Below are 22,918 nucleotides of genomic sequence, written 5' to 3'. Positions count from 1 at the left end.
GGGCGGGAAGGATTTGGTTGCGCGGGAGGAGGCGCCGGGCGATTACGGATTAGCAGCCGCAGCATTGGGCGGAGTCGTCGTTGTCGTCGTCATCGTCCGAATCATCGTCGCCGAAATCATCGTCAGAAAACGATCCGAATGGGTCGTCGCAGAATTTAAAAGGATCGGCTACGTAGGTCCATTCTTCGTTCCCCTCGGCGCTCACTTTCGAAACGAAAAGCCTCGACTGAGCCGTTAGAGTTGGGTCCGGGACATCCGAGTAAGGAGTCGACCCGATTACGTAGACACCCGTACCATCAGAAGCGCCAACGACCGCTTCCAGAAAATCCATATGCTCATCATTTGTACTCTTGAATTCAACATGGTTATACCATTTCACAACGCCATCGTTGCTCAACATACCTAATGCAATTCTATTTGAATCGTTAGGCATTTTGTAATACGCGCCAACGTATATATTACGAAGTATATCAACCGCCAACACACGCCCTCGTGCTGTTGTCATCGGCACAACGATGTCATCTTTGTATGAAATCGGTATGGATCGCCAAATTAGACCTCCGTCTTTCGAGCGTTTGTCGACGATGAGTTGACCGGAATCGTTGACGCCCGTGATTATCGACTCTCCGTGCAGCAAGGCCTGTACTCCATAATATTCCACATTTCCGGCCTCAATATCAAAACGTTTGCCATCCTCGCGAAATAGGTAAAGTTTATTATAAACATCAACAATCCACATATTTCCATTTCCGCGATCAACAGAAATCGAAATACCAGCGGTATCAGCCGATTTCCAAGCTTCATCGCCGCCACTATTTAATGCAATCGTTCCTGCAAACGCATTCGAAGGCTCCAGTTCCGGATGTGTGGGCATAGTCATAATAGAACCATCACCGCGTAATGTGTCTACCAACACCGTGTTACCGGTATTTGAGCGGGGCGTCAAATAAGTCCATACTATTTCGCCAAAACCGTCGACCCGTACGGTTCCCGCCGTAATTTCGTTCGATTTTTCATCTCGGAACATGCCGCCCAAGGTCACGCCACCTAGGTCGCCGCCGATTGCGGAATTCGCTTCAAAACCAAAAACGTCGGCAAAGTTTGCGACAATATTCCCGGAGTTATCGATTTTTTTTATCGCAGTAGCAAATGTATAACCTCCTACGATATATAATTCTCCATCATCTGCCGCGACTAATTCTGACGCGTAAGCGCAATAGTACTCGTTTTTGCTATCGATCCCCGTCGGAGTTATCCAGATCAGGTCTCCATTATTTGCAAAACGAGCAGCAACGCTCCCGCCTGGGATACATACACCCGTTCCATCTAGTGTTACATAATCGCCCAGAACTATGATACCGCCATCTTCAACCGAATTTGCACTCATCGCTCTCGAATAGCAAACCGACTCGCTCGCGACAGATATATTAGCAACAGACACAACATTTACGATGGCCACGATAACGATGCGACAATTTTTGTGCAAAAGAGTTCGTGTTTTGACATGGTCGCCTTCGCATACGTTCAGCAGCGCTTTGCATATGCGATCGATCATAATTACTGTAACGCTCCTTGTAAAATTACGTTATAACCCAAGTTCTACTTGAACTCCAAGCCGATATAACGCCCAAAACCGTCGCCCTTATTGGAATTGGAGCCGTCCGCAAGCCATTCCATTACGTAGCCGTACTTACCGGGAACGTCGCCATGCGGCGCTATATCACGATATACGCGAAAGGCGTTGATATATACGCGGCCATTCCACTGATTGCCGCCAATTCCATAAAATGTATTATAATAGTAACCTTCGCGCGATGGCGGGTCAGGATCGAACTCTCCGTTTTCCCATCCAATAAAAAATGTATTATGACCAGCTAAGACTGGCTCGTCGTTATTATGGCTAGTAACAAAAGCGTAATTTCCAGGGCGCACGATATTTCCCAGCCGTTCGTATGGTGTTGTTCCGGCCGCCGGAACAAAAAATCTACGATAGTTATCAGGGATTGGATCTCTTGGTGTTGCGATTGGAAATTCCAGATTCGTACACGATCGTATCACATACGAAGCAAAACAATTGCACCAGCCGATTGGCCGGCTGTCCGCGGAGCGATTCGGATATAACTCTGGAAAACTTGAAGTCCACCAATACGCGGGGTACTTCGGACTCCAGACTTTACCGAGGTCTGCGGAAGCGAGGGTAAGAATTGAATCTTCTGTACGGCTCAAAGGCACATTTACAAATCCCTTTACGAGCGACTCGCGAAATCTAGCAATAGCATCGTCCAAATGATAGGCTTTGTAGCGACTCAATTGAAAATACGGGTGAAATAATATCGTGACTTCGTTAAGTATAACCGTAGTCATAATTACGTCTACATTTGTTCGATAATTGCCCATTCTAATGCTGATATTATCAAACGCATCGGCAATTCCGTCGCCGCGATAAGCATTTTGGTTTTTAAAAAACACTATAATCAAATTACGCGATTTGACAGCATAATAAATACGATTTGCGTTTATCCCGGGCTTCATGAGCGGAACATTACTTGCCATAAATGGCGTAGAAGTTGAGCCAACTTCTACGGTCAATTGCGCCTCGCTGGTTGACATCGTCACGAGATCGATATACGTCGTACGTGTAATGGCCGTGTACCAATCCGGATATTCTTGAACAATAATGTACGTGCCACGCAGCAACTCGGATCTGCGTTCCTCCAAAATCGCTTCGACATCGCTAATTCCAGCCGTCTCCAATTCGCGCGCAAAAGCGTCAGGCCCAAATTGATCCGCGAATTCCAGAACTTCGTGTAACCTGACTGGTACTACCAGAGTTTCGGTTCCTGCCTCGTCGATCTGTACATAGGATTTCGCTATTCCTTTACGAATTTCTGTAAAGATAGCTTCGCGTTCCGTTTGTGTCCATAGACGTCGTTTGTTTAATATGGATTGTTTTGTGCTTAGGACATCACCGTCTTGAACGGATTGAGCGATTAATCCCGCCTCGCGTTCGACTGCTGCCAACGAGATATCATCTGCGACGTAGAACGATTTGCCCGGCTCATAGATTGGCGTCGTCTTTCTTCTTATGAATGGCATTTCTACCGCCTTCTCTAATCCATTTCCACTGCATTCCGACGGTTAGTCAAGCTGAACAATTCGCTGCGCCATCGCTAAGGCGATCACTTTGCCGTCCGCGTCGCGCGTCGTCATGGAGATGTTCTCCGCACCGGCGACCATCGCGCCTGTCGAAAGCAGAATGCCCGAGCATCCCGGATTGACCGGATAGTGCGCGAAGTCGATACGCACGTGCCCGATTTCTTCCGTATCCCGGTTGAATTCCTGGCCGTGGATGAAGATCGTCGCGCCGGTGTTTGCTACAATCGGCGAAACCCGCGTTGCGCGGCGTTGAAACGCGCATCAGCGTCTCGAAATAGTCCTGAGGATGATCGTCCCACGCGTTGAAGATCACCGTCGCGTCGCCCGTCGCGATCACCGCCGCCTGAAGCGTGTCCAGAAAAGTCGACTGACCCACGATCTGAAGAATCGAACGAAATCCCGCGAGAGCGCCGATCGCGTTGTTGACGTAGTACGAATTCTCCACGCGAAGCAGCGCGCCGTAGATCGACTTGACCGATGCTTCCCGGCCGCGAACTTCAAGGTAATAGCCGCGAACGTCGCTCTGCCCGATGACTGTGATACCCGCCTCGCCGTCGTCCCCGTTGAGACCGAGGCCCTTCAAGTGAAGTCCGGTCGAATTGATGACCTCGATCTTGAGACGCAGATCCGTATTGCGCGCCTCGGTGGGGTCGAACGTGCCGGCGCCCGGCGTCGGATCGAGCGGGCTGCCGTCCGCGTCGTCGTATTTGGACTCGGTCCAGTCTTCCGGCTGCAAATTCATCTCGGCATTTTCTCCGGTGCAATTTATACCACGCATCGTCACGTTGCCGGTATAGGGCGCCGTTGTGTTCTTTTTCAGGTGGATCGTCGTCACGTCCGTGACCGGACCGGTGACGAGATCGACGCCCGCCTGGATGTGCTGCTTCGCGTTCGCCCAGTCCGCGCCAGAATTGATGTCGTTCCCGGTGTCGCTGTCTATGAAAATGTCGGTGGCCATGCGCGTTTCCCTCCCACGCAATCCGGTTGAAAAACCGTTGCCCCAAAAGCCCAACTTCCCTTACGTGAGCTAGCGTACCGAAAAAAAAAAAATGGCCTGTCAACCGCTTTTTTTTAGAGTTGCGTTTTTTTTACGCGCGGCGACACGGGGTTAGTCGTGATTGCGGTCGAGCACGGACAGGGCGGCGGCGACGACCTTCCGGTCTTTCCGTCTTTCAGACTTTCCGTCTATTGGGCACGGGCACCCCGCCTTCGCCGAGGCTTCGGCGCGGCAGGCGGGCACGGGAATTTTTCTCCCATCCCGGTTTGACACAAAACGATTTGCGCCGTTAGATTGAGCGGCTTTTCCCGGCGCGAAAACCACCCCGAAAAATCGATGAGGACGGACCCGAGGCGTCCGGCACGAGGCCGCAAGTGAAAAAGATTCAGTCTTACCGTCAGGCGGGCGTTGACATCGAGGCCGCCGGACGTTTTGTCGACCTCATCAAGCCGATGGTGAAGACCACCTGGCGGCCGGAGGTGCAGGCGGATATCGGCGGGTTCGCGTCGCTCGTGGGCATCAACACGCTCAAATACAAGAACCCGCTGCTCGTCTCCGGCACGGACGGCGTCGGCACCAAGCTGAAGATCGCCTTCGCCGCGGACCGGCACGACACCGTGGGCATCGACCTGGTGGCGATGTGCGTCAATGACGTGATCTGCTGCGGAGCGGAGCCGTTGTTTTTCCTTGACTACTTCGCCACCGGGCGGCTCGATCCCGAAAAGGCCGCCGCCGTCGTGTCGGGCATCGTCGAGGGATGCAAGCAGGCCGGTTGCGCGCTCGTGGGCGGCGAGACGGCGGAGATGCCCGATTTTTACGCCAACGGCGAATACGACCTGGCGGGCTTTTCCGTCGGTGTCGTCGATCGCGACGACGTGATCGACGGAAGCCAGGTGCACGAAAACGACGTGGTGATCGGCTTTGCGTCGAGCGGCCTGCACTCGAACGGCTACTCGCTCGTGCGCAAGATCGTGTTCGACCAGCTCGGGCTTGCGCTCGACGCGACGCCGGATGGCTTTCGCGGCACCGTGGCCGACGAGCTGCTGACGCCGACGCGCATTTACGCCAAGACCGTGCAGGCGCTGGCGCGCGAGTTTCCAATCCACGCCATCGCGCACATCACCGGCGGCGGGCTGACCGAGAACCTGCCGCGCGTTCTGCCCGAGCGCGCGCGCGCGGTCATCGATCCGAACTCGTGGCCGGAGCCGGGCGTGTTCGGCTTTTTGCGCGACGCGGCCGAGATCGCCGACGACGAGATGCGCAAGACCTTCAACTGCGGCATCGGGCTTTGCGTCGTATGCCCGGAATCCGAGGCGGAAAACGTGCTGATCCGTGCGTCGGGGTTCGGCGAGCAAGGATACGTCATCGGCCGCATCCGCCCGCGCGAGGCCGGCGCGCCCGCGCTGACGTACGAGACGCCATGATCGGAATGCTCTTCGACGTGATCGTGCTCGGCAGCGAGCTGTCCGGGCTGATCGCGGGCTCGCTCCTTGTCAAGCGCGGCATGAACGTGCTGATGGTGGAGGTGGAAGAGCAGGAGCAGGCGATCGCCCGCGACGGCTACCGGCTGCGGCGTTTTCCCGGCGCGTTCTACGGTTTCGGCAAGAATCAGATCTTCAGCGAGATCTTCACCGAGCTTGGCATTCCGTTTCTCGACAAGAAGCGCTTTTTGCCGGCGGACCCGGCGTTTCAGGTCGCGATGCCGGGGCGCCGCATCGACATGCCGCAGGATCGCGAGGCCGTGTTCCGCATGCTGGGCGACGAGTTTCCGTCCGAATCCGGCAAGATCATGGCGATGATCAACGAGATGGACCGCTTCGCGCAGGTGATCCGGGGGTTCTTTTCCGCGGACGTCGTTTATCCGCCGCATTCGTTCGGCGAAAAGATGGCGGTGCGCAAGATGTTCGGCTCCGACTCGGACGTCTACCGCGAGGCGATGAAGACGACGTACGAGGAATTTCTCGCCGGGTTTGATCTCTCCGGCGAGGCGCGCGCGTTTCTGGATGCGCAGATTCAGCTTCTTTCGCCGATCTATCCGGATCGCACGACGCTCGCGCTCGCGGCCAACCACATCGGGCTCGTGAACGGCGGCGTGTTTCGCGTCGAGGGCGGCACGAAAGTGTTGCAAGGGCTATTCAAGGAACGCATCAGCGCGTATCGCGGCAAGGTGCATCGCTCGCCGTCGGTGGAATCCGTCGAATTCCGCAAGTACATCGAGGTGAAGCTCTCCGACCAGAAGGAAGCCGTGCGCGCGCGCTACCTGCTTGTCGCCGACAACCCGGCGCGGTTTTTCAAGGCGCACATCCCCAAGCTCATGAAGTCGGACTTCAAGGACAAGCTCGCCGTGCCGCCGCCGCGCTGCCACGACTTCGTGCTCTACGTCGGCGTGGACGCGAACGTCATCCCGGTCGGCATGGAGCCGAGCTGCGTGATGATCCCCGATCCGCAAAAGCCGCTGGTCGACGACAACCTTTTGATGATCAACGTCTCCGTTCCGGGCGACGAATCGCTCGCGCCCGCGGGCAAGCGCCTCGTGGCCGTGCGCATGAAGGTGTGCCCGGAAAACGATCGCCTCGATTTGAAACGCGTGGAGGAGCTGGCCGATCGCGTCATGGCCTCGCTTGGCGAGTTGATGCCTTTTCTCGACGACTTCCTCGATTTCGTCGCGGTCAAGGAGAGTTTCAAGCTCTATCAGGCCGAGCGCGACGAAGCCTGGACGCAGGCCGTGGACGACGATCGCCTGGGCGTCGCGCTTTTGCACAACCGCACCGCGAACAAGGAGGTGTATTACACCGGCCCCGCGGTGCTGCCGGCCCTTGGCATGGAAGGCGAGGCGATCAGCGCTCGGACGGTGGCGAATATCCTGTCCGGGCGGCTCGAGAAGAAGTGAGCGGATCGAGGATTGAAGATCGAAAATCGAAGATTGAAGATTAGAATCGCACGCGGGTGCGCGCGCTTGCCTCCGATCCCGTCGAATCCAACGAGCGCGATTTCCTCGACGCGGCCGGAACAACCGAAAATCGCGTCGCAATCTTCAATCTTCAATCTTCAATCTTCGATCTTCAATTTCCCCGTTCCGTCACCTGACGGTCACGCGCCCCAGGTGATATGCTTGCGCCAAGCCCTTGCGCGGGAGCGTTTATGACCCTTCTCCGTTTGGCACGATTCGTCCTGCCGTTTCGATTCACGCGGACGATCGCGGCGCTTCTCATCCTCGTCGCGGCGCTGGTGTTTATGACGGACTGCTCGTGCGGCGGCGACGATGACGACGACGCTTCCGGCGACGACGCGCAGCCCGACGACGACGCGGACGACGACACCGCGTCCGACGACGACGCGGCGGAATGCGCAACGTGGCGCGACTGCGACGAGCCGCTCGTTTGCAAAAACGGGGCGTGCGTCGAACCGGTTTTTCCGGAGCTGAATCCCGACGCGCTGCGCCGGCCGGAGATGAACGATCCGGACGGCACCGTGCTCGTCAACGGCCGGCTGCTGCGGCCCGCGGCGCCGGCGACAAGCCTGTCGACCTTTCCGACCCGCATGCAGCTTTCGCCGGACGGCGAAATCCTGGCGATCAACGAGAACGGTTTCGGCACCATCGTCGATCCGTCCGACTGGGAGGACAAGCGACATTTTCTGCGCATCGTGGAAACGGACACGATGACGCTGACGCAGGCGATCGAGATGCCGAACAAGTCGATGTACATCGGCCTGCGTTTTTCGGCGGACGGGAGCAAGCTTTACGTATCCGGCGGCAACGACGAGATGCTGCACGTTTACGACGTGAGCGTCGCGCACGCCGTGTCGTTCGATCGCTCCATCGCGATGCCGGGCTGCTACACGACGGACATCGTGCTGAACGCGGCAGGGACGCGCGCGTTCGTCTCGTGCGATCTGCGCGCGTCGGTGAAGGTCGTCAACCTGAACACCGACAACGTCATCAAGAGCCATTTCGTGCACGAGAGACCGTACATGCTGGCGCTGTCCGCGGACGAGAAGACGCTGTTCGTGGGCAATTGGGCGACGTTCGGCGTACGCGCCAAGGGCGACACGATCACCGTGCTTGACCTGGACACCGGCGCGGTGACGACGCGCATCCACGTCGGCATGGGACCGACCGGACTCGTGATGACGGCCGACAAAAGCACGCTGTGGGTGGTCAATAACAAGCAGGACGAATTGGTGGCGATCGACACGGCGACGGTGGCGGTCGCGCGGCGCATTTCGCTGCACGGCGATGCGTCGGCGAAAAAGGGCATCGGCCCGGTGATGGCGGCACTTTCGCCGGACGAGACGACGCTGTACGTCACCGGCGCGGGCGAGAACCTCGTCGCCGTCGTCGATCTGACGACCGGCCTTGTGCGCGGCGACATTCCGACGGAGTGGTACCCGAACGATATCGCCGTCAGCGACGACGGCGGCACGCTTTACGTGTTGAACGGCAAGGGCCAGGGCGACGGCCCGGTCGAGTTTGAGGGCGACGGCGAATACACCGTGGGGCGGCAGCTATTCGGCAGCGTCATGAAAATCCCGGTTCCGGACACGGGCGAGCTCGCCGAATTCACACAGACCGTTTTCGACAACAATCACCGGCAGGAGACGTACTTCGATCACTCCGACGGCAACGACACCGCCCTGCCCTCGCCGGGCGACGGCGAACCCGGGCCGATCCGTTACGTGTTCCTCGTGCTCAAGGAAAACTTTTCGTACGACGCGGCCTTCGGCGATTTCGAGAGCGGCAAGGGCGAGCCGGATTTCACTCTGTGGACCGAGGAGATGATTCCGAATCATCGCGCGCTCGCGCGGCAGTTCACGTTGCTCGACAACTTTTATTGCGATTCGGAAAGCAGCATCGACGGGCACCAGTGGGCGACCGCGGGCATCGAGCCGGACTTCGTCGAGAAGAGCTGGGTGCTCAGCTACGCCGACTGGGGCATCCCGACGCCGATCGTCAGCCTGACGCCGGGCATGTTGACGGAGTCGCCGTTTTTCATGCCGCACCTCATCAACCACGGCCTGTTCGTGCGCGCGTACGGCGGAATCGAAAACTTCGGGCCGAGCCTTTTGACGGGCGACGCGAAATACGTGAACCTGACGTATCCGTTCAACCTCAACGACAAATACCGCGACCGCGACCGCGCATACAAATTCGTGAAGGAGTTCGACGAACGCCTCGCCGAGGGCACCGTGCCGGCGTTCTCGTGGATCTTCCTGCCGAACAACCACGCGTTCGGCGTGCAGGTCGGCGAATACACGCCCGAACATTGGGTCGCGGACAACGACGAAGGGCTCGGCATCGTCGTCGACGCGATCGCCAACAGCGCGATCTGGGAGGAGTCGGCGATCTTCGTGTTCGAGGACGACTCGCAGCACGGCTTCGACCACGTCGACAAGCACCGCTGCCCCGCGCTTGTCATCAGCCCGTGGGCGCGGCGCGAATACGTTTCGAGCGTGGCGTATTCGATGCCGAATATTCACAAGTCGATCGAGCTGATCCTCGGCGCCGGGCCTATGCACCGCTTCGACGGCCTCGCGACGGGCATGTACGACATCTTCACCGCGCGTCCGGACGCGGCGCCCTACGCGTTTTTACCGCGCGTCTGGCCGGAGGAGATCTACGGCGGGAAGGAAAACGAACTGACGCGCATGTCCGCGCGATTCGACTGGAGCGACATCGACAAAAACCCGCGCGCGGCGGAGCTTTACTGGCGCTGGCGTAAGGGCACCGAGCCGCCGAAGCGGTAGGAAATCGCGACCCCCGCCGCGAGAAGCGCGAGCGCGGCGAGCGAAATCGCGTTGGCCGCCGTACGCAGCGGCGTCGAGCCGAACCAGACGCGAACCGCGTGGCTGCCTTCGGGAACCTCGACGACGATGCGGCCGGTCGCCTCCTGGGCGGAGATCGCCGCGGGCGCACCGTCGATCGTCGCGCGCCATCCCGCGAACGCGAACTGACTCACGATGACGCGCCCGGGGCGATCCATCGACACCTTGAATCGCCACGCGTTGCGATCTTCCGGTATGGCGTCGATGACCACGCCGCCGTCCGCGATGGCGGCCTCTTCCGCGGGCTGCCCCGGTTTTTGCGTCACCACGCGCGGCAGGTAGTCGTCGCGGCTTGTCGCGATTTCGCCGCTTTGGCGGATGAATCGCGGATCGAGCAGCTCGTCGATCTCCATGTATCGCTCGGGCTCGGCGGCAAGGCGCGCGCGCTGCGTCGCGTATTCGCCGGGAAGCTGCCAGTTCTCGGCGCGGTCGAAGATGTTGAACATCGGCCGCGTGTACGGAAAATACGCCGCGAGCGTCACCGCCATCGCACCGATCGCGACAACGACGCGCGGCATCGTTTTCGACGGCGCGTCGGCGGCCGTGGCCAGGTCGATCGCGCACGCGGCGACGGCGCTCGCGCCGAACGCGACGATGACCAGAACGCGCCACGGAAACTGCGCGAATTCCAGAAGCGGCACGGCGCGCCACACCGGCCAGGACGCCGGCGTCGTCATGAACGCGGCGCCCGCGAAGACCATGAGCGCGGGGCCAAGAAATTTCGTCGCGGGCGACGATAGCACCGCGCCGGCGCCCGCCGGATCGCGCTTTCGCCGCGCGATGGCGCCGGCGACGGAAGCCAGCGCGATCGCCGCAAGAAACAAATGCGCGAGGCCGATCTGGAACGACATCTGGTCATCCTTCCAGTCCGCGCGGCTGCCGCCGAATCCCCACGTCGGACGCACGAGCTGGTGCGTGTAAACGAAGTGGTTTTCGTAGCGGAAGAAGTCCTCGGTCAGGCTCTCGCGGGCGTAGACGTCGTCCTTTTCGACAAACGCCGGCAGCCAAAAAAACGCGGATAGCGCGAGGCCCGCGGCCACCACGCCCGCGCCCGCGATCGCCCGGCGCGCCGGAGGCGTGGCATCGTCCGCGCTCTTTCGTTCACGAAACGCACGCACGACCTCGACGGCCCACAAAAATGCGAGTACGGGCATGGCGAGAAGCGCGGTGATGTTGTGCGCAAGCGGAAGGAGAGCCACGCCGATTGCGCCGGCGATGAATCGTCCCGCGCCAGGCCGGCGCACGCACCCCACGACGCCAAACGCGGCCAGCGGAATCCACGCGAACGCGACGTGTTCGCCGAAGGCATGCCGAACGAGCATATCCACGAGGTGATAGGGCGCGAGCATGTACGCGAGCGCACCGGCGGCCGACGCCGCGCGCGAAAGAAACAGGCGCGCGAAAACGTAGAAAAAGATCGCGGACAGTGCGGCCGACGCAACGAGTGTGAGCTTGAGCGCAAGGACGATGCCCGCGCCGGCGGCGACGAAGATCTCTGTCATCATGTACGGCAGCGGGCCGTAGTAGTGAAAGATCGGCGAGCCGTATCCGAAGTAGAGTTCGGGTGTGAAGCGCGGGAACCAATCGCCGCTTGCCGCCGCCGCGTGAAAGACGACCTGCCGGAATGCGTCCATCGACGCGGAATGGCCGTAGATCATCATCGGCTTGAATAGCGGCGTGAAGATCGCAAACGCCGCGATGACGAGGCCGGCGACGATCGCGAGATCGGTGCGCGAGATAGAGGAGCGAGCGGTCATGCGTACCGGCTCGTATATCAGCGGCGACGATTTTGTCCAACGGAGTTTTTTTAGACGGTATACGGAGGGCACGGAGGAAAAATCGGGAACGCGAGCGCGGAATCGCAATTCATCACAAAGACACCAAGGACACGAAGGAATTTCGTGCCTTTTGTGCCGTTTGTGTTTTCGTGTTGAAAAATTCCGTTCGCGGAGTCGCCGTTTTACGCGACGGCCTTGCGGCGGCGTTCCATCTCGCGCTTGTTGCGGAACTCGTCCCAGCGGCGATTGGCCTCGCGCAGGATCTGCTCGAGGTCGCGGTCGGAGAGCGCGTCGGTGCGCACGACGGCGGAGCGGAAGCCGTCGTACTTATCGAAGTCGAGCGACATGAGCTGCTTCTTGCTTTGCATCTGCTCCCAATATTTGGAGCCCGGGAACGGCGTGGCGACGGTGAACTGCACCGACTCCGGCGCGAACTCGAGCGCCGTGTCGATCGTCTTCATGGCCGTGTCCCAGGTCTCGCCCGGAAGGCCGAAGATGAACGTGAGGTGCATCTTGATGCCGAGCTCGTGCGTCATGCGGATCGACTGCCGCACCTTTTCGATGTCCAGCGATTTCTCGCAGTTGTCGAGGATCGTCTGATCGCCGCTTTCGACGCCGTATTTGAGGCCCCACAGGCCCGCGCCGCGCATCGCTTCGAGGATCTCGCGGTCCATCAGATCCGCGCGCGACATGATGCCCCAGGCCAGGTCCATGTTGCGGCTTTTCACTTCCCGGCAGAACTGCAACATGCGCTGCTTGCCGATGTTGAACGTGTCGTCGTCGAAGTACGCGCTCTTGAAGCCGTATTCCTTGTGGAGCCATTCCATCTCGTCGACGATGTCGTCCACGGGACGGATGCGGTACTTGTGCGAAGCGTACATGATCTGAGGCCACGCGCAGAAGGTGCACTTGTAGGGGCAGCCGCGGCTGGCCCAAAGCTGCACCGACGGGCGCGGCAGATTGCCCGGCTCGTCGCGGTAGTTGTACATCGGCAGGCTCGAACGCATCGGCCACGGATATTTGGTCAGGTCCATTTCGAGTTCGCGGCGCCCGCCATCGACCGGCGAGCCGCCCGCGTCGCGCGTCATCGCGCCGGCGGTTCCGGACCAATCCGCGCCCGCGTCGGTCCGCTCGCAAAACTCAAGCAGCGTCGGTTCGTATTCGCCCATCATCACCGCGTCAACCTTGGGATTGGCGACGAGGAATTCGGGCTTGTACATGTCGGCGTGCAGGCCGCAGAGAACGAGCTTGCGGTCGGGGAATTCGCCGTGAATGAGATCGATGACCACCATGTCGCGCTGGATGGAGTTGGTCGAAACCTCGAGCACGATGATGTCGGGATTGAAATCGCGGATGCGCGCGATGAACTCGTCGTCGCCGATCCCCTCGGCGATCGCGTCGATCAGCAGCGTGGGAAACCCGCCGCGTTCGGTCACGGCCGCGGCATAGGCCATGAAAAACGGGAAGGGCATGTACTCCATCTTCTCGTCTTCAAAATGCGGCCAGCGGCTGCCGGCGCGCACGCCGTAATATCCGGGTTTTCGCCAGGGGGCGTTGCCGAGGAATACGCGCGCGCGTTTCATGCGTTCTGCAAACCTTTGACGCGGCTTCCGCGAAGCCGGGCGATGTGCTTTTTCTGCTCGACGATCATGCGCAACGCGGTGCCGATGGATCGCTTCAATTCCTCGAAGCTCTTCAGGCGCCTCAACGCGCGCCATACGTAGCTCGGGCGGAAATAGAATCTCATGTAGCACTTGCGCGTCCACGCCTGGACCTCTTCCTCGCTCATGTCGCAGGCGGGCCGCGGGATGTAGACGTCGTCGCCCGGGTTCAGGATCGCGTGCCGCCAGTAATCGACGCCGCCTTCCTTCATCATCATGTCGTAGAGCTTGGTCGCGGGCATCGGCGTGACCTTGGAAAACTGCGCGTAGTCAAGCGGCATGCTCGTAGCGAGGTCGATCGTCTGCTGCACCGTCGCCGGCGACTCGCCCGGATTGCCGACCATGAAATAGCCGAAGGTGTCGATGCCGTGCCTGGCGGTCTCCGTGACGATGTCCTTGATCTTCTTGATCGTCGTCTTTTTCTTCAGCGTCTCGAGGATTTCCTCGTTGCCGGATTCGATACCGTAGTAAATGCGCTTGCAGCCGGCCTCTTTCAGGTAGCCGAGCATCTCCGGGGTGATGAGGTCCACGCGGCTGCGGACCGCCCAATAGACCTTCTGCTTCCGGTTGATGATCTCCTCGCAGATCTTGATGACGCGGCGCTTGTCGGTCGTGAAACTCGAGTCGAAGAAATCGAACTCGCGCACGCCGTAGGCGTCGTGGCATTCCTGAATCTCGTCCGCGATGTTCTCGGGCGATCGCGGGCGGAAACGCAGGCCACCCTGCTCGCAGAAGATGCAGCGGAACGGACAGCCGCGGCTGGTGATCAGCGGCGTGAAATTCCGGTACTGGCTGATAAACGAATAGTAGACGTGATTCGGAAGCTGGTAGCGCGAAGGGAACGGCGCCTTGTCCACGTCCTTGAACAGCGGTCGCGGCGTCGTTTCGACGATCTCGCCGTCGCCGTTGCGATAGACGATGCCGTCCACCGAATTCAGGTCGCGTCCGTTGTTGATCGCGTCGAGCAATTCGGGAAGCGTCTCTTCCGCCTCGCCGGTGATGCCGTAATCGATGCAGTCGTGCGTCAGCGACTCTTTCGGATAGATGCCCATGTGCACGCCGCCGACAAGCGTCGGGATGCCCGTCGCCGCCTTCATGTCGCGGATCCACTCGAGGCTCTGATGGAAGAGGTACGTCGTGACGGTGTACGAAACCAGGTCGGGATCGAACGCGCGGATGCGTTCGATGGTCTGGTCTTTGGTGAGGCGCAGCGCGTGCGCGTCGATGAACTGGATCTTGTAGCCCGCCTGTTCGGCGACGCCGGCGACGTACGCAAGCGAGAGGCTCGGGAAGACGCCGTAGTTGTCCTTCACGACCTTGATGCCCGGTTCGTTCTTGATTGCGCCGTACGGCGTGTACAGGAACGTAATTTTCTTGATCGGCCGTGCCGTGTTTTTCATGACGCCTCGTTTCCGTCGCCGAAATATTCGCGTCCTTCGGCGACAAATCCCGCGAGCACTCGCGAGCGAATACGCTCGTTCAACGGCAGAAGCATTCGCGCCGCCGCGTCGAACGTCCGGCAACGCATCTCCACCGTGCGTCTCAACTCCGCTCCCGCTCCCGCGAGGTACGCGGGGTCGGACATTTTCAGAACGCGCTCATGGAAGGCGAAGCCTTCGCCTTCCGGTCTTCCAATTCCACGAATCATCGCATAAATCCACGGACTTTTAAAATCATCCCATGCCCGGATCGTCGCGACAAGGTGATTTCGCTCACCGTCCGCTCGATGTCCGACAATCCGCCCGGCGCCCTCGAAATACGCCTGAGTATCCTTTTCGGCCACGCCCGCTTCGCGCATGAATGTCGTCAGGTCCCGGGCAAACGCATCGTCGAGCCTGCCGGAGAAGAGCCCGTTCGCCGCCGCCTCGCCCAGGCCACGGGCGAGCATGGGCGCCAGATCCGCGGGGTGGCGCGAATCGATCATCGATCCGCGGCGGAATCCGGCATCCGAAATCGCCGGCATCCGCTCGAAAAGGTAGGGGACCAAAACCGCGGGCGTGTTCGCGACGCGATCGATCGACGTGCCGACGCTGGAGTCCTCGAACGACGCCTGGGCGGCGATGTGAAAGGCGAGCTGTTCGCGATTTTCACCTCGATAGCGGATCGCGGCAAATTCCGGTTCGCCTCGCGCCGCCTGAAGGTAATACGAGCCAAAAACGCCCGCGAAAAGCCCAACGGCCGCGGCAACGGCGGCGCGGGCGCCCACGCGCCACTGCATTTGCGCGCGCGGTGCGTTCCATAGCGCAGCCAGGCCCGCGGTCACGGCAAGGAACGCAAACGGATACGCGGGCACGAGATAGCGATACCCCATGTAGTCGCCCGGGTCAGGACGAGGAAACGTGAGCAGGCGGAAACCGCTGGCCGCGTAAATGAGCGAATAGATAACCGGCGCAAGCAACACCGCCAGCCGCGCACGCTCGAATGCCGTTTGGGGCGGCGCGATCTGGCGCGGACGGCGAATCGCGCGGGCGAGGTGGCGGCGGCTCGGATAGACGAAGGCCGCAAGCGCACCGGCGAACACGAGCGCGGCGAGGGCCGCGATCGGCACACCGAAAATGCCGCGCGGCGCATACAATCCGGAAACCCAAAAATCCCGGATCCAGAACAGGGCGAATTTCGCGAACGGCGCAAGAAGGCGTTCCTCGAGAAACAACCGCGTCGCCGAGACGATCTGCCCCTCGGCGTAGCCCGTGAAGGTGTCGATGCGCAACAAGGCGCCGAAACCGCGATACGCGCTCGCCACCCAAAGGATCGGCGCGTAGCCGAAAAGGACGCCGCCAAGAAATACGCCGGTCATGCGTGCACGCCGAGCGGCGCCCGAAGCAAAGATCGTCGCCAGCGCGACGGCCGGCGCAAACAGGCCGGTCGGGGTCAGAAACAGGCCGAAACCCGCAACGACGCCCGCGCCCGCGACCCAGACATCGCGCATCGGGCGTCCCTCGCGCGATAGCGCGCCGAGCAGCAGGTAGAGCGCGGCGCCGGTCGCGAGGGCGCTTTCGCAATGATTGCCCCACGCCGTGATCGTCATCAGCGCGAAAAACGGCGGCGCGATCGCCCAAAGCATGCCGACGCCAAGGCCCGGACCCGGACCGAAAAACCGCCACGCAAGCGCCATCCACATGACAAGCGCCGCGAGGTTCCATGCAACGGCCGCGAGTTTCAACGCCAGGAGATTCGGGCCGACCAGCGCGCGGAACGGAATGGAAAGCAGCCCCTCGAAAAGCGTGCCCGGCGCGAACGGTTTCGTTTGATAGAGCGGGATGGGCATGACAAGCCCGGTATCGAGGCCCCAGGCGATGTTGCCCGTCGACATCTCGTCCACAAGCGGCATCCAGCCGGCATCTTGCGGATGAAAAATCAGGAAAACGCGCGTCAACACGAAAAGGCCGCCACACAAAAGCACGGCGGCCCAAAATCGCAACACGGGCACGCGGCCGGCGGCGCCCGCGCTCAAAATTCCTCGTCGATCAATTCTTCGATCTGTGCGGCGAACGCGGCGCGATCGTAGAGGTTCGCCGTTGCGCGCACGGACATGCGTTTATCGACAAACGCGACGTACGGCAGATCGACGTTCGTCAGAAACTCCGTCCAGTCGTCATACCCCGAGATATAACGCGGAAAACCCTTGGCGACATCGCGCACGATCGGATAGGTGAGTCCATATTCGTTGCGCCAATCGGCAAGGAATTTCGTGTCGGGCGCGCCGCCCTCGTTGTTCTCGACGATGACCTCGATGAGCATGAAGCCTTCGTCCTTATAGACGTCCCACAGGTCGCGCTCATAAAGCGGTGCTTCCTCGCGGCACGGAACGCACCACCCCGCGCCGACGCTGACCATGACCGCCCGGCCGCAGAAATCGTGCAGGCGCACCGTCTGGCCGCGATGGTCCGGCCACGTGAAATTCGGCAGCGCATCTTCGGCGAGGTCGCAGCCCTCATCCGCCTCGTCGGCCTCGAACTCCACCGTCCCGGCGTCGTCCGCCGCGATGGGATCGCCGTCGTATTGGCGCTCGTAGCGGCCGCAGGAGAGTGCGAGATAAAGCGCGGCGAATGCGAAAAGAAAAAGGGTTTTGCGGTGGGCCATGGACATGATGGACATTATGGACCGAATGGACGGGTCACGAAGCCTTTGCGATGGCACTCCACGTTCCTAATCCCCAATTCCCAATTCATTCACCCCGTGTCCCCGGTGGCTCCTTCGTACTCTCCGTGTACCGTCGTGTTTCGCACGGAACTTGCACACATATTCCAACCGGAAAGACTAAGCCCCGCGCGCAATGCCCGTCAACGGAGCGAAGCGGCGGATTTCCCGCTGTTTTTCGGCTTTGAACGCCCCCGCGCGGCGACCGGATGACCGATGTCGAAAGTCATATTCCCGATACCGGCCGACAGCGCGTTGACGCGCGGGGCCGATCCTGTCCGCGCGGGCCGCGAGGCCGGCGAGCCCGGCGCGTTCGACCGCGCGCTCGCGAAAGCGGTCGCGCAACAGCCCGCGGACCCGACGCGCGCGGTCATCGCGAAGCTCGCGAATGAGGCGAGTGGGGGTCGCCCGCCCTCGCCCGTCGATTCGCGCCCGCTGCGCGAAGCACCTGGCGTCGCCGCGTTTCCGAAGAGCTACACGTTCGTGCGTCCGTGGGGCGCGGGGCCGGCCGCGGACGACGTCGAACCGCCCGCACCGGAGGCCGTGCCATCCGAGCGCGCGCTCTCCGTTGAGATCGCGAAGATGGTCGCGCAATCCGTCATGCTCGAGACGCAGCGCCTCATCGCCGGCGGCATGACGGGCGGCGGCATAGCCGGCGGCGGCATGGCGGGTATGCCCGGCCTGGGCGGCGCGCTGGGCGGCGGATCGAGCGGTCTTGCCGGCGCGTCGTCCGCGATCAACACGGGGCTGATGCTGCTGGCGCTCGTGCGTCGTATGGAGTCGCGCGAAGGGCCGAGCTGGAGCTCGGCGTTCCCAGCGCCCGGCGGCGAGGCTGAGCCGATTGCGCGCTTTCGCGCGGGCAGCGAATTCGACGGCATCGTGCGCCAGGCGGCCGAGCGTTTCCGCTTGCCGGAAAAACTGATCCACGCCGTGGTGAAGGCCGAAAGCGCCTACAACCCGCGCGCGAAATCGCCCGCCGGCGCGATGGGCCTGATGCAGCTCATGCCCGGCACGGCCAACGCGCTCGGCGTGCGTGATCCGTGGGATCCGCGAGCGAACGTGATGGGCGGATCGCTCTACCTGCGCCAGATGATCGACCGCTACGGCGGCGACGTGCGCCGCGCGCTCGCCGCCTACAACTGGGGCCCGGGCAACGTGGACAAACACGGCCTGACGAGATTGCCGGACGAGACGAGGGGGTATCTGGCGAGGATCGGCGGGTTGCTGCGCGAGTTTCGGTGAGACGTCGGTCGAGAATCGGGTGAGACGCGAGAGCCCTCGCCCGCGACCGCGACGGCTTATTGTCCTTCCAGCCTCACCACCTTTCCCGTATTATCGGCATTGCGTTTGCAATGTCCTTTTCATGGCGCGTTGATTCGATCAAAATGCGCGGTTGTGAAGGCGTGACCGCGTAAGGAGGTACGCGATGAGCTTTGTGAAACTGAGAAGGGCGCTTCCCACCCGGGGCCCGGCGGGCTTCGGCGCGGGCGGCTTTACCCTTTTGGAGATCATGGTCGTCGTGATCATCATCGGTACCATCGCGGGCCTCGTGGGCGTGCGCGTCCTGGATCGCCTGGAAGAGTCGCGCGTGCAGACGGCCAAGGCGCAGATGGCGTCGATCAAAAGCGCACTCGACATGTTCAAGATGGACAACGGCTTCTACCCGCCGGGGGACATCGGCATCGCGGCGCTCGTGTCGGGCGACAAGTTCGGCGGCAAGGCGTATCTAAACAGCGACACCCCGCCGCTTGACCCCTGGGGGATGCCGTACGGATACGCGTCGGACGGGCAGACCTACGCGGTGTGGTCGGGCGGGCCGGATCGCACGCCGAACACGCAGGACGACGTGCCGGGATGAGGAACGAACGCGGATGATGCGCGCCGCCGCACGGCCGGCGAACCCGCGTACCGGACCGGAAACGCCGCCTTGGCGGCGTTTCGCGTTTCGGGGCGGCTTCACGCTTCTTGAGATCATGGTCGTCGTCGCGATCATCGCGGGCGTCGTCGCGATCGCCGCGCCGCGTTTCGGCAACGTGTTCGAGGCGAACACGAAAAGCACGCTGCGGCGCCTGGCCGGCTCCATCCGCTTTTGCTTCCACGAGGCGGTCATCAAGCAGTCCGTCATTCGCCTGAACTTCCAGCCATTGCTCGGTGAATACTGGGCGACGATCCTCGTCGCGTCGGGCACCTACGGCGAATTCGTACCGCTGGGGTCGACCATCTTCGATCACGCCCAGTTGCCAAGCGGCGTCCGGTTCGTCGATATCGTCACGGCGCACGACGTATTCAAGAAGGACATGGACGAAACGTTCATCACGTTTTATCCGACCGGCTACGCGGAACGCGCGGTCATCCACATCGTCGACCCGAACGCCAACCAATACACGCTCGTCGTGCAACCGCTGACGGGCGACGTGGAAATCCTGGACGGCTACATCGACATCGTCGACACGCAGCCCGTGGGCCCGTTCGGCTCCGAGGAATTTTCATGAGGTGCGCGCGGCCGCGCGCGGGCCGCGGCGGCTTCACGCTGCTCGAGGTGTTCGTCGCGATGGCGATCCTGGCGACGAGCCTCGTGGTGCTCTTGCAAAACCACAGCATGTCGATCCGCATGAGCGAGCGCGCGCGCCAGACGTCGATCGCCGCGAACCTCGCGCGCGACCTTCTGACCGAGGTGGAGATCGAGGGCTTCCCCGCGGTGGGCGCGGAGTCCGGCGATTTCTCCGCGCGCTATCCGGGGCTCTATCCGAACTTCACGTGGGAGCGCGAGGTGACGGAGAGCTTTTTCGTCGACTTCATTCGCGATGTCGTCGTGCGCGTGACCTATCTGGAAGACGGCGTGCCGCGAACGGTGGAGATGATCGAGATGATCGCGGCCAAGACGCTCGAGGAGCAGGAGGAAGGCGGCATCAACACCGGCAGCGGAGGCCCGACCATTCTCGGCGACGCCCAGGGCGGCGCGTCCGGAGACGAGGCCGAATGACGCCAAACACAAGGATTGAGGATCGAGGATTGAGGATTGAGTGGCGAAGCCTTTCGCGAACATGGCATCGCCATAACGCCACGTTGAGGTTTCAATCGGCGGCAAGCGCGTGCTCCCGGCGACGGTGCGCTTGCGTGTCTCTCTATCCTCAATCTTCAATCCTCAATCCTCGCAAGCGCGGTTTCACGCTGCTCGAGATTCTCGTCGCCGTCGCGGTAACAGGGATGATCATGTCCGTCATCTACACGTCGTTCGCGCGCACGGTGGAGTCGAAGGAGTACATCGAGCAGGGCAACGAGATCTATCACAAGATCCGATGGGCCGTGGACAAGATCACGAGCGACCTCTCGGCCGCGTACGTGCATCCGAACAAGGAAAGCCACTCGCTGTTTTACGGCGCGTCGAACATCGTCAACGACATGCCGATGGACGAATTGCACTTCACCACGTTCGCGTACGTCGAGGTGAATCCGATGGGGATCGGATCCGACCAGGCGGAGGTGTCGTACAAGGTCGCGTGGCTGCCGGACCTGGAGCAATTCCAGCTTTGGCGCCGCGAGGACGCGACGGTCGACGAGGACACGCAAACCGGCGGCGAGCAGTTCGTCCTGCTCGACAATGTGCTTGCGTTCAACGTGCGCTTTTACGATGGATCGGTATGGAAGGATCAATGGGACAGCCGGCCGTTCGACGCGCTGTTCGACGAGGACGGCAACCCCGTCGAGACGCAGGTCGAGCAGACCGACGAGATGGTGAAGGCCGTGCCGTATGCGGTGGAGGTGACGCTGGCCGTCGCGGGCCCGGACGGCCGTCCGATCGTGTTCGCTTCGAAGATGAAGCTTGAGATGTCGACCGTGGACCTTGTCGAGGAAGAAGAGGAAGGCGCGGACGACGACGACGATGACGCAAGCGGCGATCCGGCCGGCGGCACGCCCGGCGGCGCGACGCCCGGCGGCGCGAATCCTCCGGGCGGCGGCGGCAATCCCGGCGGCGGGTTTTTCGGGATCGGATGATGGCGGCGACGCTCCCCATTGCCGGTTTCGCGCCGCGCGCACGCCGCCCCCGCCCTTCGCGCGCGGGCGTGGCGCTACTCATCGTGCTGATGGTGACGGCGATTCTCACGGTCGTCATCCTGGAATTCGCGGAATCGACGCGCATCAATCTCTACATCGCCTCCAACATCAGCGACGGCATGCGCGCGTATTACATGGCCAAAAGCGGCGTGCAGGTCGCGGCGGGATCGCTGTTGAAGGACGCGCAGGACAACGACGAGGACCATCCGCACGAGGAGTGGGCGAACCCGATGCTGGGGTACATCCCCATTTCGGAGACGGAGGTGATTTCCGTCACGATCGCGGACGAATCCGGCAAGTTCAATCTGAACAAGCTCGTCACGCTCGGCGGCAATCCGGACACGGTGCGCATTGATATCTTCAAGAAGCTGCTCGAAGGCATGGGGCTCGACGTCAACATCGCCGACGCGGTCGTCGACTGGATCGACAAGAACACGGAGCAAAACGCGGGCGGCGGCGAGGAGGACGCGTTCTACGGATACGCGTCCGCGGTGCCGGAGCCGTACAAGGCGAAAAACGCGCCGCTGTCGAGCATCGGCGAAATCAAGCTGATCAAGGGCGTGACCGGGGAGGTGTACCAGCGCCTCATCGAGGTCTGCACGATTTACAGCGACAACAAGATGAACATCAACACGATCGACGACCGCGTGCTGAACGCGCTCATCCAAAGCGTCGCGCCGGAAGCGAACGCGCAGGAGGCCATCGAGAAGATCAACGCCTTCCGCAACACGGAAGAGCAGTACTTCTCCAAAAAGGGCTTCCGCCAGGAACTGGCGCAGCTCGAACTCGATCCGTTGCTTATCGGGCGCATACGCCGTCACCTCACGTTCGCGTCGCGCTACTTCTCGGTGGATGTGACGGCGAATGTCGGCTCGACGATCAAATCGGTGCGTGGCGTGGTGCGTCGAACGAAAAAGGAAAGCAAGCTCGTCTATTTCCGCCCCGGCGAACGCCTGCGCCCGTTGACCGCCCCGCCGGGCACCGTGCCCGACGGCGCCGGCGGCCTTGGCGGCGTGGCCGGCATGGGCGCGCTTCTGGGAGGCTGAAAGACGGAAAGTCTGGAAGGTCGTCGCAAGAGCGGTGGCGCCCCCACCCCGCGCGTCTTCCGGGTCCATCCTGTCCATGATGTCCATGATGTCCATCGCGTCCATCGGGCACAGGCCCGTGGCCCGCTTCGAAAACTCCTAAAGCGTCGTTGCGTTTCGTCCGAAAAGATAATCCAGAGCACAAAGGTCACCCTGCAGGACCGCAAGCGAAGGATTCGTCAGACCGCGTGTGCGTTGGGATTCAGGACGAAACCCAACGGG

17 protein-coding genes are annotated in these 22,918 nt (G+C 61.2%); 9 read left to right on the top strand and 8 right to left on the bottom strand.

Annotated features, from left to right (window positions below; translation table 11 throughout):
* Positions 1–49: 49 nt before the first annotated feature.
* Genes K8I61_15805 through K8I61_15795 form a run of 3 tightly spaced genes read right to left on the bottom strand, consistent with a single transcriptional unit; the run spans position 50 to position 4,114 of the window.
* Positions 50–1,555, bottom strand: coding sequence for a hypothetical protein (locus tag K8I61_15805; protein MBZ0273504.1), 1,506 nt, complete (start codon positions 1,553–1,555; stop codon positions 50–52).
* Between the two features lie 44 nt (positions 1,556–1,599).
* Positions 1,600–3,096 (bottom strand): hypothetical protein, encoded by a 1,497-nt coding sequence (locus tag K8I61_15800; protein ID MBZ0273503.1) that lies wholly within the window; start codon positions 3,094–3,096, stop codon positions 1,600–1,602.
* Positions 3,097–3,142: 46 nt separating this feature from the next.
* Complete coding sequence (locus K8I61_15795) at positions 3,143–4,114, bottom strand: hypothetical protein (protein ID MBZ0273502.1); 972 nt, start codon at positions 4,112–4,114, stop codon at positions 3,143–3,145.
* Positions 4,115–4,527: 413 nt separating this feature from the next.
* Here K8I61_15795 and purM point away from each other — a divergent pair, with 413 nt between their 5' ends.
* From purM to K8I61_15780, 3 genes are all read left to right on the top strand, one after another.
* Positions 4,528–5,577 carry a phosphoribosylformylglycinamidine cyclo-ligase gene (purM, locus tag K8I61_15790; GenBank protein ID MBZ0273501.1) on the top strand — a complete coding sequence of 350 codons (1,050 nt, stop codon included), beginning with the start codon at positions 4,528–4,530 and terminating at the stop codon, positions 5,575–5,577.
* Positions 5,574–7,043 carry a hypothetical protein gene (locus K8I61_15785; GenBank protein MBZ0273500.1) on the top strand — a complete coding sequence of 490 codons (1,470 nt, stop codon included), beginning with the start codon at positions 5,574–5,576 and terminating at the stop codon, positions 7,041–7,043. The genes purM and K8I61_15785 overlap by 4 nt, the downstream gene beginning before the upstream one ends.
* Before the next feature lie 251 nt (positions 7,044–7,294).
* Positions 7,295–9,898: a hypothetical protein gene (locus tag K8I61_15780; protein MBZ0273499.1), complete on the top strand. Its 2,604-nt coding sequence runs from the start codon at positions 7,295–7,297 to the stop codon at positions 9,896–9,898.
* Here K8I61_15780 and K8I61_15775 read toward each other — a convergent pair.
* The 5 genes from K8I61_15775 to K8I61_15755 all read right to left on the bottom strand — a co-directional run bounded on the left by K8I61_15775 (position 9,856) and on the right by K8I61_15755 (position 17,504).
* Positions 9,856–11,733 carry a hypothetical protein gene (locus K8I61_15775; GenBank protein ID MBZ0273498.1) on the bottom strand — a complete coding sequence of 626 codons (1,878 nt, stop codon included), beginning with the start codon at positions 11,731–11,733 and terminating at the stop codon, positions 9,856–9,858. The two genes, K8I61_15780 and K8I61_15775, sit on opposite strands and share 43 nt — an antisense overlap.
* Before the next feature lie 203 nt (positions 11,734–11,936).
* Positions 11,937–13,337 (bottom strand): radical SAM protein, encoded by a 1,401-nt coding sequence (locus K8I61_15770; GenBank protein MBZ0273497.1) that lies wholly within the window; start codon positions 13,335–13,337, stop codon positions 11,937–11,939.
* Entirely contained in the window at positions 13,334–14,815 is a 1,482-nt protein-coding gene (locus K8I61_15765) for a B12-binding domain-containing radical SAM protein (GenBank protein ID MBZ0273496.1), read from the bottom strand. The genes K8I61_15770 and K8I61_15765 overlap by 4 nt, the downstream gene beginning before the upstream one ends.
* Complete coding sequence (locus tag K8I61_15760) at positions 14,812–16,869, bottom strand: hypothetical protein (protein ID MBZ0273495.1); 2,058 nt, start codon at positions 16,867–16,869, stop codon at positions 14,812–14,814. Before K8I61_15760 ends, K8I61_15765 begins: the two co-directional genes overlap by 4 nt.
* Positions 16,866–17,504: a redoxin family protein gene (locus tag K8I61_15755; GenBank protein ID MBZ0273494.1), complete on the bottom strand. Its 639-nt coding sequence runs from the start codon at positions 17,502–17,504 to the stop codon at positions 16,866–16,868. Before K8I61_15755 ends, K8I61_15760 begins: the two co-directional genes overlap by 4 nt.
* Before the next feature lie 684 nt (positions 17,505–18,188).
* Here K8I61_15755 and K8I61_15750 point away from each other — a divergent pair.
* The 6 genes from K8I61_15750 to gspK all read left to right on the top strand — a co-directional run bounded on the left by K8I61_15750 (position 18,189) and on the right by gspK (position 22,657).
* Complete coding sequence (locus K8I61_15750; protein MBZ0273493.1) at positions 18,189–18,797, top strand: lytic transglycosylase domain-containing protein; 609 nt, start codon at positions 18,189–18,191, stop codon at positions 18,795–18,797.
* Positions 18,798–18,981: 184 nt separating this feature from the next.
* Positions 18,982–19,413, top strand: coding sequence for a type II secretion system major pseudopilin GspG (gene gspG, locus K8I61_15745; GenBank protein ID MBZ0273492.1), 432 nt, complete (start codon positions 18,982–18,984; stop codon positions 19,411–19,413).
* Between the two features lie 13 nt (positions 19,414–19,426).
* Positions 19,427–20,047 carry a prepilin-type N-terminal cleavage/methylation domain-containing protein gene (locus K8I61_15740; GenBank protein MBZ0273491.1) on the top strand — a complete coding sequence of 207 codons (621 nt, stop codon included), beginning with the start codon at positions 19,427–19,429 and terminating at the stop codon, positions 20,045–20,047.
* Positions 20,044–20,538 carry a prepilin-type N-terminal cleavage/methylation domain-containing protein gene (locus K8I61_15735; protein ID MBZ0273490.1) on the top strand — a complete coding sequence of 165 codons (495 nt, stop codon included), beginning with the start codon at positions 20,044–20,046 and terminating at the stop codon, positions 20,536–20,538. Before K8I61_15740 ends, K8I61_15735 begins: the two co-directional genes overlap by 4 nt.
* Positions 20,539–20,672: 134 nt before the next feature.
* The gene (locus K8I61_15730) at positions 20,673–21,551 is read left to right on the top strand and encodes a prepilin-type N-terminal cleavage/methylation domain-containing protein (GenBank protein MBZ0273489.1); all 879 of its coding nucleotides are present in this window, start codon (positions 20,673–20,675) and stop codon (positions 21,549–21,551) included.
* Positions 21,551–22,657, top strand: coding sequence for a type II secretion system minor pseudopilin GspK (gene gspK / locus K8I61_15725; GenBank protein ID MBZ0273488.1), 1,107 nt, complete (start codon positions 21,551–21,553; stop codon positions 22,655–22,657). Before K8I61_15730 ends, gspK begins: the two co-directional genes overlap by 1 nt.
* Positions 22,658–22,918: the final 261 nt, after the last annotated feature.

It is taken from the genome of bacterium, from assembly GCA_019912885.1.
Lineage (GTDB): Bacteria > Lernaellota > Lernaellaia > JACKCT01 > JACKCT01 > JAIOHV01.
Note: the sequence above shows the minus strand (reverse complement) of the source record. Positions and strands in the feature narration are given on the sequence as shown.